Source organism: Pseudomonas sp. IPO3747 (genome assembly GCF_013385245.1).
GTDB lineage: Bacteria > Pseudomonadota > Gammaproteobacteria > Pseudomonadales > Pseudomonadaceae > Aquipseudomonas > Aquipseudomonas edaphica.
Genome location: NZ_JACAQL010000029.1, coordinates 105,990 through 119,395, shown reverse-complemented (window position 1 = coordinate 119,395; position 13,406 = coordinate 105,990). Strand labels below are relative to the sequence as shown.

15 protein-coding genes are annotated in these 13,406 nt (G+C 58.6%); 7 read left to right on the top strand and 8 right to left on the bottom strand.

Annotated features, from left to right (window positions below; translation table 11 throughout):
* Positions 1–446: 446 nt before the first annotated feature.
* Positions 447–776: a hypothetical protein gene (locus HX790_RS28215; RefSeq protein ID WP_017134664.1), complete on the top strand. Its 330-nt coding sequence runs from the start codon at positions 447–449 to the stop codon at positions 774–776.
* A gap of 199 nt (positions 777–975) precedes the next feature.
* Here HX790_RS28215 and HX790_RS28210 read toward each other — a convergent pair whose 3' ends face one another.
* The 5 genes from HX790_RS28210 to HX790_RS28190 form a co-directional block, all read right to left on the bottom strand.
* Positions 976–1,626, bottom strand: coding sequence for a glutathione S-transferase family protein (locus HX790_RS28210; RefSeq protein ID WP_017134663.1), 651 nt, complete (start codon positions 1,624–1,626; stop codon positions 976–978).
* A gap of 47 nt (positions 1,627–1,673) precedes the next feature.
* Complete coding sequence (locus tag HX790_RS28205) at positions 1,674–2,309, bottom strand: LysE family translocator (RefSeq protein ID WP_017134662.1); 636 nt, start codon at positions 2,307–2,309, stop codon at positions 1,674–1,676.
* Between the two features lie 535 nt (positions 2,310–2,844).
* The gene (locus tag HX790_RS28200; protein WP_017135426.1) at positions 2,845–3,153 is read right to left on the bottom strand and encodes a DUF3077 domain-containing protein; all 309 of its coding nucleotides are present in this window, start codon (positions 3,151–3,153) and stop codon (positions 2,845–2,847) included.
* A gap of 474 nt (positions 3,154–3,627) precedes the next feature.
* Positions 3,628–4,203, bottom strand: a complete 576-nt coding sequence (locus HX790_RS28195; protein WP_099549466.1) for a PIN domain-containing protein — start codon at positions 4,201–4,203, stop codon at positions 3,628–3,630.
* The gene (locus tag HX790_RS28190; RefSeq protein ID WP_017135424.1) at positions 4,200–4,670 is read right to left on the bottom strand and encodes a helix-turn-helix domain-containing protein; all 471 of its coding nucleotides are present in this window, start codon (positions 4,668–4,670) and stop codon (positions 4,200–4,202) included. The genes HX790_RS28195 and HX790_RS28190 overlap by 4 nt, the downstream gene beginning before the upstream one ends.
* A gap of 191 nt (positions 4,671–4,861) precedes the next feature.
* Between HX790_RS28190 and HX790_RS28185 the strand changes: the two genes are divergently transcribed.
* Genes HX790_RS28185 through HX790_RS28175 form a run of 3 tightly spaced genes read left to right on the top strand, consistent with a single transcriptional unit; the run spans position 4,862 to position 6,803 of the window.
* On the top strand, positions 4,862–6,025 hold the full coding sequence (locus HX790_RS28185; RefSeq protein ID WP_176992558.1) for an S-type pyocin domain-containing protein: 1,164 nt from the start codon (positions 4,862–4,864) through the stop codon (positions 6,023–6,025).
* Between the two features lie 15 nt (positions 6,026–6,040).
* Positions 6,041–6,328 (top strand): colicin E3-like toxin immunity protein, encoded by a 288-nt coding sequence (locus HX790_RS28180; RefSeq protein WP_017135422.1) that lies wholly within the window; start codon positions 6,041–6,043, stop codon positions 6,326–6,328.
* Between the two features lie 4 nt (positions 6,329–6,332).
* Positions 6,333–6,803 (top strand): hypothetical protein, encoded by a 471-nt coding sequence (locus HX790_RS28175; RefSeq protein WP_176992557.1) that lies wholly within the window; start codon positions 6,333–6,335, stop codon positions 6,801–6,803.
* On the opposite strand, the gene HX790_RS28170 is transcribed toward HX790_RS28175, so the two are convergent.
* Positions 6,760–8,142: an ATP-binding protein gene (locus HX790_RS28170; protein WP_176992556.1), complete on the bottom strand. Its 1,383-nt coding sequence runs from the start codon at positions 8,140–8,142 to the stop codon at positions 6,760–6,762. The genes HX790_RS28175 and HX790_RS28170 overlap by 44 nt on opposite strands.
* Positions 8,139–8,801, bottom strand: coding sequence for a response regulator (locus HX790_RS28165; protein ID WP_017135419.1), 663 nt, complete (start codon positions 8,799–8,801; stop codon positions 8,139–8,141). Before HX790_RS28165 ends, HX790_RS28170 begins: the two co-directional genes overlap by 4 nt.
* A gap of 218 nt (positions 8,802–9,019) precedes the next feature.
* Between HX790_RS28165 and HX790_RS28160 the strand changes: the two genes are divergently transcribed.
* The 3 genes from HX790_RS28160 to HX790_RS28150 all read left to right on the top strand — a co-directional run bounded on the left by HX790_RS28160 (position 9,020) and on the right by HX790_RS28150 (position 12,993).
* Entirely contained in the window at positions 9,020–10,288 is a 1,269-nt protein-coding gene (locus HX790_RS28160; protein ID WP_176992555.1) for an exo-alpha-sialidase, read from the top strand.
* Positions 10,288–10,899, top strand: a complete 612-nt coding sequence (locus HX790_RS28155) for a hypothetical protein (protein ID WP_169988401.1) — start codon at positions 10,288–10,290, stop codon at positions 10,897–10,899. The genes HX790_RS28160 and HX790_RS28155 overlap by 1 nt, the downstream gene beginning before the upstream one ends.
* 72 nt (positions 10,900–10,971) lie before the next feature.
* Positions 10,972–12,993, top strand: coding sequence for an LTA synthase family protein (locus tag HX790_RS28150; protein ID WP_176992554.1), 2,022 nt, complete (start codon positions 10,972–10,974; stop codon positions 12,991–12,993).
* On the opposite strand, the gene HX790_RS28145 is transcribed toward HX790_RS28150, so the two are convergent.
* On the bottom strand, positions 12,994–13,368 hold the full coding sequence (locus HX790_RS28145) for a cytochrome c family protein (RefSeq protein WP_017135415.1): 375 nt from the start codon (positions 13,366–13,368) through the stop codon (positions 12,994–12,996).
* Positions 13,369–13,406 lie beyond the last annotated feature (38 nt).

The following is a 13,406-nucleotide window of genomic DNA, read 5'->3' as shown; positions in this document are numbered from 1 at the left end:
AGCAGCCTCATTTGCTGTCAAGCGATTTCTTTATCAAAATCAACTACTTGAACCAGAACCGGCTTCAAGCTGCTCGTCAGCGGGAGGCGAATAGTACAGCATTCAAATATGTGGTCAACCCCCTTCCTGAAATTCTTTTCGATTAATCCACAGTGCCACGGTTGCAGCTATATAGAGTGTTCGATCGCCTGACAGCGCGGCTCATGGCAAACGCGCGACCTCGCCCAGGCGTTACGGTTTGCAATCGGCGGCGAGGAAAAGCCGGCGAATCAGCAGACCTGACATTTGCGTAGGCGCGCAATGCCCCTTCAGCCCCTGACTATCAAACCGGCTCTCACCCACTTTTACACAGGTCCGAAAGAAAGCCATTGAAATTCAAGGGCTTTTTTTTCGCCTGCAGAAACGTGAGTATGTGCGGGCGAACGCAGACATGAGGAATCGGAACCATGGAATTGACGCTGGAAGCTGTTGCGCTTTTTGCTCTCAAGCTGGTGCATGAGACGGACGGCGCGAGCCCGTTGCTGCGCGATGACCTGGTGATGGATGGGTATGAGCGCGAAGTGTTTGGGTTGTTGGTGCGCCAGGGGGATTTGGCGACGATTCAACGCAAGCTCAATGAGTGCATTGCCCAGGCCTTGAATGCACTAGGCGGCGCCGACACGGTGCTGGGCCGTGAACTGCTCAAACTGTTTACAGATGTGCAACAGGCCAGCAGCCTTGATGAGCTAAGTACCCCGCTGATTACCCTCAAAGACTATCTGAAAGATATCCAGTGAGTCGGTGATCAACATACCGGCCAGGTACACCATCAATACGGCTACGCCAGCGTCCAGGCATCGCCAGACCACGGGCGTGCGAAACAGCCACGCCAGCTGCTGACATCCCAGCGCCAACCAGATTAACGGCGCCGGCAGGACTCGCTGAGCAACAGCTTTTCAAGACCAGAAGTTTCAACGCCCCTTCTGATCCCCTCGGCTAATAATCCAACCGACCGAAAAGCTCTTCGAAAGGGATCATGACGTGCTCGCGATAAGCTTCACGCTCCCGGAGTCTTTGATACCACGCCTCAACGTGAGGAATGAGTGGGCGGGAAATAGCTAAAGAGAAGTAACGGTACAGATGTGTGCCAACAGTAATGTCTGCCAACGACAAACGTTCCCCACCCAGAAAGGGCTGCTCGCTCAAGACCTGGTCAAGTAACTCAAAATATTGATCGCAGAGGCTGATGCTTTTTTCGATAGCTTGCGGATCCCGCAACGCCTCAGGGGTTCGGTAAAAGCCCCAAAACACACCATTTAAAAACGTCGGCTGCAAGCTGGTTTGAGACCAATCCATCCAACGGTCAACTTGAGAGCGCTGAGCTGGGTCCTCACTCCAGAAACCAGATGCCCCATGACGCGCGGCAAGGTATCTGAGAATACTGTGCGACTCCCACACCACTGTCCCGTCGTCATCTTTTATGACAGGCACGCGCCCATGGGGGTTCATGCGCAGAAACGCTGGCGAATCCTTGAGGCCGTATTGGCCGCCCGCGGAAATATGGCGGTGGGCCAGACCTAACTCACCTATAAGCCACATGACCTTCTGAACATTGAATGACGAACGTCGCCCCCACACTTCAAGCATGCAACCTCCTGTTAACCACCCCTAACTACAACGTTGCAACCACCCTCTTACCGCCGCCCTTCAACCGCCATCCGCACAGCCAAGCCCATCAGCACCGAACCCATCACCCAACGCTGAACCGCCTGCCAGCCTGGACGGGTGACGAAGAACACGGCGATGGAACCCGCCATCATTGCAATCACCGCATTGACGCTCACGCTGATGGCAATCTGCGTAAAACCCAGGATCAGTGATTGCATCAGCACACTGCCATGCCCATTCGGGTCAATAAACTGCGGCAACAACGACAAATACATCACCGCCACTTTGGGGTTCAGCAGGTTGGTCACCAAGCCCATCATGAACAACTTGCGTGGGCTGTCCTGGGGCAAGTCCCGCACTTGAAACGGCGACCGGCCACCCGGTTTCACCGCCTGCCAGGCCAGGTACACCAGGTACATCGCGCCACCGAGCCGCAACGCGTCGTAGGCAAACGGCACCGCCATCACCAATGCGGTAATCCCCAGCGCCGCGCAGAACATATAAACAAGGAAACCCAAGGCAACGCCACCGAGGGAAATCATCCCGGCCGTGCGCCCCTGGCAGATCGAGCGGGAAATGAGGTAAATCATGTTCGGCCCGGGCGTCAGCACCATGCCGAGGGAGATCAGGCCATAAGCAAGCCAGCTGGACAGTTCGGGCATGGTGTCGCTCCTGCAGTATTGTGCTGGGTGCCATGGTAGGGCGTTGAAAAGCAGGGCGTTAGATACAGATCCGCGAGCAAAACGTCATACACCGCTCACGGTAAGGCACATGATCGACTTCGCCTCGCTGCCGTACACAAACATTGCGCACGTTTGATCTGGATTCTGCAGGCAAAAAAATACCCTGGCGTCCCAAGGTCTTTTTTACTGCTAACGCTGCTTCAACAGATGTACACCGACCGATGTGGGAGCTGGCTTGCCTGCGATGACCATAGGTATCTACACAGCCGGTTAACACAAAGTCTGTGGTAGGTGGGCTGTTGTGGCGAGCAGGCTTGTCCTGCGTTGGGCTGCGAAGCGGCCCCAGTAAAGGCACTGCAATTTTCCTGAAAGTACTCAGTGTCAGGGTTTGGGGCCGCTTCGCGGCCCAACGCAGGACAAGCCTGCTCGCCACAGGAGAAAGTGGCGGCCTTCAAAAGTTGTGTAGATACCTATGCTGCGATGACGCCAGCCGCCACACCCTCAAACCACCCACTTACACCGAAACAGCGTCCCCCTCCTCCATCACCCCATTGGGCAACATCCCATTCGCCAAATCATCCACCACCGCCTTCGCCATCTCCCCCAAATAATGCGCCGCCCAGGCATAACGGTCCGCGCCTTTGTCCATGGCCGCATCCAATGCGAGCATTTTGGAACAGTGCAGCAACTCGGAAGCATGCTCCAGGGCATCACGAATGGGCACGCCGGCATTGACGCGAAATAGACGGTGCAGGTTGGGCTGTTTGCCGCAGGTGGAGAAGGTGATGATGCCGAGGGTTTTGTTGAGAGGTGGGTTGATCATTGGGCACCTTCGGGCTGGGCGGTGGTGTGGGTTGCAGTATTACAAGGATAAAACCTTTCAGAAATGATCATTGGTATAGCTCCCATTCTTTATAGAGAGCTGCCCCATTCGTTTCCAGGCGAATGGGTGGCAGCTGTGCGCAGGCTGGAAACCGGGGGAATAGGCAAACCCGGCAGACTCGAAAGTCTCCCACGCACAGCCGCCATAACACGCATATGCTGGCACAAAAATGGCACCAGCGGTCGTGATAAATGGTGGCGCCTATGCGCCTATACCCACGGGTTTCCAGGCCCGGTCGCTGATTCGCAGCGACGAGCGAGAACTTAGCTTTAAAAAACAGATGATCAAAGCCGAGCCTTGTGACGAAAAATGTCATGAGGCTGGTACGGGGGTAAATGCCTGTTCTTTCGAGGAGGCCAAAGATAAGCAAGCCAACCAGAGTGATGCCCAGCAAATAGGCCCGCTCATTCGAACCTACAACATCACCCCATATGGCCCAAGCACCTTACTCGTCTGCACCAACCCCTGGCGCATCAACATCTCAAGATAACTCCCAGCCTCCATCGGCGGCCGCTTCAACGTCCGCCTTTGCTTCTGCGCCGCCCCCAACACCGCCGCCTGATCCAAATCCCACAGATCCGAAATAAAGTCATCCGGATGCATAGGCTCAATGTCATAGGCAGCCAGGATATGCGCCGGGAAATCTTTCAAATTGAAGGTCACGATAACTTCAGCCTTGCTTCGAATCGCCGCCGCCAGCACATGACGGTCATCAGGATCAGGCAAATCCAAACTCGAACACAGATCCTCGTACCCCGTCACCAATGCATCGGGTATCGCCTTATCCATCAGCGCCGACGTGCAATTGACTTGCTCAGCCGTAAGATCCGGTCGGTTTTTGAGAACGTTGCGCTTCCACTCCTCATGGATCTGGCTCGTCCATCGAGCTCGATACAGTCCCGACAAACCAAGCCACATCAGCAAATCCCGGAGTGCCGCCGGGTAGAGAACACACGCATCGTATACCGCAGTAAACGGCGAACACCTCATCCGTCATACCCCATTCCCAACGCCTGAGCTTGTTGCGCCAGCGCTTCCATTGCCTCTTGGCTTTCTTCATCACGGCGCTGCTTGAACGCCATCAGATCCGAAAACCGGATTCGCCGATGCCGGCCCGTTTTTGTAAAAGGAATGGCGCCCTCCTCCAGCATCTTGACCAGGTGCGGGCGCGAAACGTTGAGCAGGTCGGCGGCCTCCTGAGAGGTCAATTCGGCATGCACCGGCACGACCTTGACGGCGTTACCGATAGCCAATTCGCCCAGGATGTCGACCAACAGGCGCAGGGCTGAGGTCGGGAGTACAAGTGTGTGGGGTTTGTCTTCTTTGTCGAAGATGTCGATGCGCTGGGTTTCAAATTTGGTCGAAAGCAAAGATGCCAGTTCTCGCTGGCCTTGCACGGCGGCTTCGACTTCCTTTTCCAGCGGCAGGATCGTTTTGGGGAGTTGATTGGTGATCATGATGCAGCTCCGGTGTTACGCAATTCGGTTGAATCAAAGCTAAACGAAACAAACGAAAATCGCAATAATCGAAACAGTCCTGGCTAACCATACGCCAGTCTCCTTTTCCCACACCAACCATCGAACGAAGCCGACATAAGCCTCCGCTCCCACCTCATAGGCTCACTCCCACACAAGGAAGTGAGCCAGTCATGTCAGAACGCTCGTACCCCATTACCGAAGAAGAACAACTCAAACGGCGGATCCTGACGCCGCAGCCGAAGCGCGCGCCTTATTCACCGCCGATTGATTTATTTGAGCCGCCTCCCACCCCAGCGCCAACACCCGCCAAACCGCCAGGCTGCGTCTTCACAAAACCCTGCCAACTGCCCAACGGCATCATTCGCTACAACGACCCCACCGGTTACGTACCGCTGGAGTTGATCAAGGACTACGGCCATTTCAGCCTGTTGGGTGGCCACGAGGTAGACAGCCGTGGCGCGGTTGCCTTGCGCAAGATCAGCGGCAGTGCCCTGCCTGTCGGCTTGGGGCAATTGGCGTTGCGATCGGCGGCAGTGGAGTCGGCAGCGACTGCTGTTGGTACTGTCGCCGGTGGGCTGTTGAGTGGGTTGGTCGCGTTGTTATGGCCATCGGTGCTGGGCGATAGCGCGCTCTACAGCGAGGAGCAATTACGCTCGCTGCAACGGGCACGGTCGCAGATGCGTTTGCATGTCGAGCAGCGTGAGGACGGCACACTCAAGGGATATGGGTTTTACACGGGCAACAACCCCGATTGGCAGATGATCGATGTGGTGCAGTTCCAAAGCCGTGGCGATCAGTTTGTGGCGGATTTGGGTGAGGGCGTGGAGCTGATCTGGACGCCAGCGGTTGATCCGCGCGACACGCTGGGGATTCCCGCCTTGGAGGCTGCGCCGCAAGCGCCGGTGATCTGGATTTATCCGCCGACGGAGAAGGCGGCGCAGATTCTGGTGAACCCGATTTACCCACCGCAGTATCGGGATTTTATTCTGGTGTTCCCGGTGGAGTCGGGGGTTCGGCCGCTCTATGTGGTGGTTAATGAGCCACGCAAAGGCTTGAGAAATCCGGACCATGATTACTTTCCAGCACCAAAAACCGAAGATATAGCTGGCTTCCCAGGGCTGATCCCCCAAAGGCCGGTGACACCAAGACTAGGCGGGGCTGGCTTACGTGAGCGGTGGATCGATGCAAAAAGGAAGAAGTTACTTGAATGGGACTCCAAGAAAGGTGAACTGGAAGTCTATCGAAAGAGTGATTTGGAACACCTCGGCGCATTTGATCCTTATACCGCTGAACGTCGCGGACCGGCGGACCCAAAACGTCGAATCTACAGATAAGGAGGCGTGCGAAAAATGGTTATGAAAATCAGATTGCGCTGGTACGAAAAACACAGCGATGACTTGAAAGCGGACGAGTACTCAGCGGATATCGTCGACGCAGACCGTTCTTTTGAAGCATTAGGTTTGAGCGAGGAAAGTGCAATATATGCAGACGTTTACAACGTTCTCCCTAGCTGGATAACAATTCTCCAACCCCTCTTCCAGCATGTGATAGAGCCCAACCGATTCGACTATCAAATTTCATTCCAATACCAAGGCGCTTGGCCGCCACCTCCAAAGCATCCCCAGAAGGAATTCTGAAGCAATGAAAAAGCCCCACCTCTACCGCTCAGTCAACACCCGGACCCACGGTGTGCACCACGGTAGCTGTTTCGCTTATCGCAATGAACGGCATACCAAAAGGGTAAAGCACTCACTGTCCACACGCGCTTCAATGCATAGCCATCAACGACACGGTTTTGACTACACGCCACTATTCCGATTTCTCCTGTCCAAAGTCGGTCAGCCATGGGACAAAGTGTTCAGCCAAGCCAACGCCCGCCTGGATCGCCCGGAGCCCGTATTCTGGATGGTTGCGCTGCATGAAAATGACAAAGACGAATACGTGCGAATAGGTGAGTCCAGCTATTACAGCGGCTTGTGGGTCGACGAGGCAGGCCTGCTGCAAAAGGTTAACCCCAAATTGACGCCCGAACAGATGAAGCCCAGTTGTGACTGCTGCACCCACACGTTCAACGGTGTGGTATTTCCGCAGGTGCTTCCACGCAAGCCGTGAAGCTCAGTTGCGCGCACAAGCCGCCCTGCTCCAAATTTCGCAGGCTCAACGTACTGCCAATCTTCCCCACAATCATCTCCACAATCGCCAACCCCAACCCGGCGCCATTGGCGTTATCCCGGCTGTAAAACCGCTCAAACAAGCGCCCCATCTGCGCCTCATCAATCCCCGGCCCTTGGTCCTCCACGCGCAAACCATTAACGCCGATCACCACCCGTACCTCGCCACCCACCGGCGAAAAGTTAAGCGCATTGGTCACCAAGTTTTGCAACGCAATCGCCAACGCCACCGGCTCGGTTTGCACCCAACATTCTTCATCGCCTTCCAGCACCAGCTCCACGCCTTTCTCCATGGCCAGGGGCGTCAGCTCGGCGAGTTCTTCACGCACCAGTTCCGTCAGTTGCACGGGCTTGCGCACGGGGTTGCTCAGTTGTGGCTCGATGCGGGCCATGGTCAGCAGTTGGCTGCCAATGCGTGTGGCGCGGTCGACGCCGTTTACCAGAAAGTCCAGGGCTTCGCGCCGTTGTTCTTCGGTGGCAGCGCTTTGGGCGTTTTGCGCGTGGATGCGCAGGATCGCCAACGGTGTGCGCAACTCGTGGGCGGCGTCGGCGATGAAGCGGCGTTCGCGTTCCAGCAGGTCGTCCATCTGCACCAGCAGCCGGTTGAGTGCGGTTTGCATCGGCTCCAGCTCGCTCGGCAGTGGGTTCACGTGCAGCGGTTGCAAGGCGTTGGTGTTACGCCCGCGCAGCTTGCGGGCCATGGTGCGCAAGGGCGTCAGCCCCCAGCCAATGGCCAACCAGATCAGTACGGTCAGCAGCGGCACGCCTATCACGGTAGGCCAGAGGGTGTGGCGCACGATACGCTCGATCACACTCTGGCGAACGTCGTCACGTTCGCCCACCCATATCAGCAGGCCTTGTTGCGGGTCGGCGAGGAGGAAGGCGCACCAGTCGTTGCCGCTGTCCATCAGGTCATGGGCGCCGAGCGTAGTGGGCGGTGCAGTGAGGACAGGGGCTTCGGCAGAACGCATGAGCAGTTGCCCGTCGCTGCGCCAGACCTGGAAGGTCAGCCGGGTCTCATAAGGATGGGCCACGCCCTCCTCGCCCACGCGGCTCATGGCCTGGTCGAACGCCTCGTACAAGCGGCCCCAGTCTGCGTCGCCAGGTTCGCGCTGGCGCAGTACGCCTTGCAGCAGGCGGGCACTTTGGGCGAGTTGGGCGTCGTAGACTTCTTCGATTTCGTGGTGGCTGTCGCGCAGCACCAGCCAGCTGATCAGGGCGTCGCCGAGCAGGATCAGGACCAGCACCGGAATAATGATGCGTGCGCGTACCGAACTCATGGTTTGAGCGCCAGCACATAGCCCACGCCGCGCACAGTGCGGATCAGCTCTGTGGATAACTTCTTGCGCAGGTTATGGATCAACACCTCCAACGTATTGCTTTCCACCCGGTCCTGCCAGCCATACAGGGCGCGAGACAGCCGCTCGCGGGTCACAACTTTACCGGGGCGCACCATCAGTTGGTGCAGCAGTTGGTATTCCATCGGGGTGACGATGATCTCATCGCCCTGGTAGCGCACTTGCTGGGTGGCCGGGTCGAGGCTGACGCCGGCGTGTTCGAGCATGGGTTGGGCGCGGCCCTGGCTGCGGCGCAACAGCGCGCGCACGCGGGCTTTGAGTTCCTCGACGTCGAAGGGTTTGATCAGGTAGTCGTCGGCGCCGGCATCCAGGCCGGCGATGCGTTCGGCGGTGCCATCGCGGGCGGTGAGGATCAGCACCGGCAGGTCATGCTGCCCGGCGCGCAGTTGCTGCAACAGGTCGAGACCATCGAGGCGCGGCAGGCCGAGGTCGAGCAGCAGCAGATCAAAACTTTCGGTGCGCAGGGCGTGCAAGGCGCTGAGGCCGTCTTGCAGCCAATCCAGGGTGTAGCCTTCGGCGCCCAATGCCACGCGAATGCCTTGGCCGAGGGCGCGATCATCTTCGACGAGGAGTAGGCGCATAGCGAAATCTCTGTAGGAAACGGCGAAATCATGCCGGTTCTACGCAGGGCTATTCGGGCAAAGATGTTACGGCTCGTTGCCAACTAAGGTTGCGCTAAGGTTGGTTTTGCACTGTGCCGGCAGGTACGGGACCACCTGTCGTTATGCACGCTCACCGGCCGCAGGAAGCGCCTGCCGGGTGAACGTGCGCCGTCATCCTTTCTTCTCACAGGTTCCCTATGCGCTGTGCCCTACTGATCTTCAGCCTGCTAGGCGTCTTTATCGCCGCCTGGCTGAGCCATCCGCCCCACGTGCTGGCACCGTTTGCCCAGGCGAACCCGAGCCCGGCGAAGGTGGCGGCAGCCCCGCAATACAACAGCCGTTTTGTGTCCTCACAGCTCACCGACTTTGTGCACTCCTCCTCCGTGACCGCCCTGCCCGGCGGCGACTTGATGGCTGTGTGGTTTGCCGGCTCCCGCGAAGGCGCCGCCGATGTGCAGGTGCGCACGGCGCGGTTTGATGCACGCAGTGGCGAATGGGGCGGCGAGCAGGTGTTGGCCACGCGGGAAAGCACACGCGACGGCACCCAGCGTTACATTCGCAAGCTGGGCAACCCAGTGATTGCCCTGGGGCCGGATAAACGCCTGTGGATGTTTTACGTGTCAGTGTCAGTCGGCGGCTGGGCCACCAGTGCGATCAACGTGATGGTCTCCGATGACCTCGGCGCGAACTGGTCGGCGCCTCGGCAATTGGTGACGTCGCCGTTTTTTAATATCAGCACCTTGGTGCGCGCCGCACCGGTGTTCCATGCCGATGGCTCCATCGGGTTGCCGGTGTATCACGAGTTCATGGGCAAGTTTGCCGAGTACCTGTACTTGAGTGCCGACGGCGCGGTGATCGACAAATTCCGCATCAGCCGCGGCAAACATTCGCTGCAGCCGACCATCGTGGCGCAGGACGGCCAGCGAGCCGTGGCGATGCTGCGCTACGCCGGTGAAACCCATCACCGCGTGCTCGCCAGCCGCACCGAGGATGCCGGGCAAACCTGGAGCGAGCCGTTCCCGCTGGCGCCGGCCAACCCCAATTCATCGCTGGCGGCTGTGGGTACTGAAGACGACGGTCTACTCGTCGCCCTTAACGACCTGCAAGACGGCCGCTTCAAGCTCAGCCTCTACGGCACCGACGCGCAGATGACGCAATGGCGCACGGTAGTGCAATTGGACCAGTCGCCGGACCCGCTCGGTCAACCGTTCTCCCCCCAGGCTTATAAAGAAATCATCGGCGAAGGCTTCCGTACCTCCAGCGGTGCCAAGCGTCTGCCGTTGGAGCAGCGCTTTCTGAGCAACCTGGATTACCGCGTGTGCAAACCCCGTGGCTGTGATTTCGAATACGAATACCCGTACTTCAGTCGCAGCCCGGACGGCATGTACCACTTGGTGTACTCGTGGAATAACACCTTTATCAAACATGTCAGCTTCAACGAAGCCTGGCTGGCGGAGCGCTTGTGATGATGGCGTTGTGGCAAGCCCATTTGAGTTTTGTATTGCTGGGGTTTGTGCTGCTCAGCACGTTCCGGTTCACCGCCCCGTGGCGGCCATGGCTGCTGCCGGTGTTGGTGGCGTTGAGCTTTATCCCGGTGAATGAGCTGCCGTTGGCGGCGTATGTGCGCAGCTTTACCGATGACCTGGCGATCAGCACCTTGGTGTTGTTGGCGTGGGTGGCGGTGTGCCGGTTGGGGCTGGTGCAGCCGCTTGGCCGGGCACATCAGCTGCAACTGCTGGTGCTGTTTGGCGGGCTGTGCCTGCTGTTGTACCCGGCGGCGATGGGGCTGACGTATTTCGACCCGTACCGCTGGGGGTTTAACCCTCGGCCGATGATTGTGTTGATAGGCGCATTGACGCTGTTGATGCTGGCCCTGCGTAACAGGTTGGCGGTGTGGATGCTGGCGGTGGGCACGTTGGCATTTGCGCTGCGGCTCAAGGCATCGGAGAACTATTGGGATTACCTGGTCGACCCGCTGTTGATGGGCTACTGCCTGGTAGCTGGATTAATGCAACTCAAACTGTGGGAGCTGGCTTGCCTGCGAATGCGCCGCCTCAGGCAGCACATCGGGCACTGACACACCGCTATCGCAGGCAAGCCAGCTCCCACAGTGGGTCTGCGTCGTTTTTTGAAATTGGGAAGGTTAATGATGACTGCGTTGCAATCACGCCGCCTGCGCTACGGCGTGGGCGCGATCGGGTTGGTGTTTGTGTTGCTGGCGGCGTTGCGGCTGGTGTTTCTAATCAGCTTTTCCGGCCTGGATTTAAATACCGAGGGCTTGCTGGAAACCCTCGGCATCGGCCTGCGTTTCGACCTGCGCCTGGCGGTGTTGCTCCTGCTACCCGTGGCCGTGCTCGCCTGGCTACCGCGCTGGAACCTTATCACCCTGCCCGCCCTGCGCTGGCTGGCACGCGGCTATCTGGTGATTGCACTGGCGGTGGTGGGTCTCATCTACATCATCGACTTCGGCCACTACGCCTACCTCGGCGTGCGCATCAACGCGACGGTGCTGCGCTATCTGCAAGACGCGCAGATTTCTCAACAGATGGTGTGGGAAACCTACCCGGTGCTGTGGATAACTGCCTGTTGGTTGGCGGCGGTGGTTGTGTGGGTGTGGGCACTGGTGTGCCTGGAGCGATTGACGCTGGATCGTGCGCCCAAAACCATCGGCAAACTCACAGTGGCGTCGGTGTCCGTGATCGGTGTGGTCATTGTGCTGCTGGCCCTGCTTGGCCGGGTGGCCAATCTCAACCTGGAAAACCCGGTGCCGTTGCGCTGGAGCGATGCGTTCTTCTCCGGCAACAGCCAGGTCGCCGCCGTGGGCCTGAACCCGGTGCTGTTTTTGTACGACACGCTCAAGGTTGGCCAGTCGCAATTCGATGAAACCCAGGTGCGCACGCATTACCCGCAAGTGGCCGAGTACTTGGGCGTTGACCAGCCTGACGCGCAACAGCTGAATTTCATCCGCGAACAAGGCGTGCAGCCCTACAAGCTGGCCGGCGAGCGCCCGCCCAACGTGGTCTTCGTCATGCTCGAATCCCTCGGCACCAGTGCGGTCGGCGCCTATGGCAACCCGCTGAACCCCACGCCAAACCTGGACAAGCTGGCGACGCAAAGCTGGTTCTTCAAACACTTTTATGTGCCGGTCACCGGCACCGCCAAAACCGTGTGGGCGAGCATCACCGGCGTGCCCGACGTGACCCGCCAGGAGACCGCCACACGCAACCCGCTGATCACGCGGCAACACACGTTGATCAACGCCTTCGAGGGTTACCAGAAGTTCTACATGATCGGCGGCAACGCTGGCTGGGCGAATATCAACGCGCTGATCCGCCAGAGCATCGATGGCGTGCAGCTGTTTGACGAAAGCCACTGGCGTTCGCCCCGCGTGGACGTGTGGGGCATCTCTGACCTGGACCTGTTCAAGGAAGGCGACCAACTGCTGCGCGCCGTGCCCAACGGCCAGCCGTTCTTTGCCTACCTGCAAACTTCCGGCAACCATCGGCCGTTCACCATTCCCAAGCAAAATGATGGTTTCCAACTCAACAACGTAACTCTGGAACAAGTCCAGGCTGCCGGCTCGCGCAGTGTCGAGCAATACAACGCAGTGCGCCTGCTGGATTACAACATCGGCCGCCTGATGGACATCGCCAAGGCCGGTGGCTGGTACGACAACAGCATTTTTGTGTTCTTCGGCGACCACAACACACGCATCAGCCAGATCCCGCACATGGCGCCAGCTTTTGAGCAACTGGGCCTGGAAAGCAACAACGTGCCACTGCTGATCCACGCGCCGGGCCTTGAGCCACGCGTTATTGACGAGGCCGTGGGGCTGGCGGACTTGCTGCCAACCGTGGCCGGCATGGCGGGCGTGCCGTTTCGCAACGGCGCGATGGGCCGCGATATCCAGCAGCCGGCGCCGGAAGGCGAACGTGTGGTGCCACTGGTGCTGCACGAAGGCACCTTCCCGATTATCGGCGGTGTAACCCAGCACTTCCTGTTGCAGATGCAGCACGACGGCGGCTCACCAACCCTGCACGACCTGGCTTCGCAAACACCGCGCGAAGATGTAGCCGAGCAGCATCCCGAAGAGTTTCAGCGCCTGCAGGGGCTGACCCGTGGGCTGCATGAAAGTGCGCGGTTGATGCTGTTCAGGAACGTACGCGAATGATTACTTGGGTTGGAAGGTTTCCAGGTAGGCCAAGATGTTTTCGATCTTTTCCGGGTCGCTGATACCCCAGAAGATCATGCGCGTACCGCTCACCACCTTCTTCGGCGCTTCGATATAGGCCGCGAGTTTGTCGCGGGTCCAGACCACGCCGGAGTTTTTCATTGCGTCGGAGTACTGATAGTCCGTGGTGGTGCCGGCAGGTCGACCGATGATGCCGTTAAGCTCAGGCCCGAAGCCACCGCGTGCGCCTTCACCGATGCTGTGGCAGCCGCCGCAGGTTTTACTGAACAGTTTGCCGCCCGCCTCGGCATCGCCGGCCGCCAAGGCCGGGGCGGTGTTGAGGATCAGGGCGAGGGTCAGTAAGGTGTACTTCATGCAAGTCTCCACAGCAGGCAACGGTGCGCCAATTATGC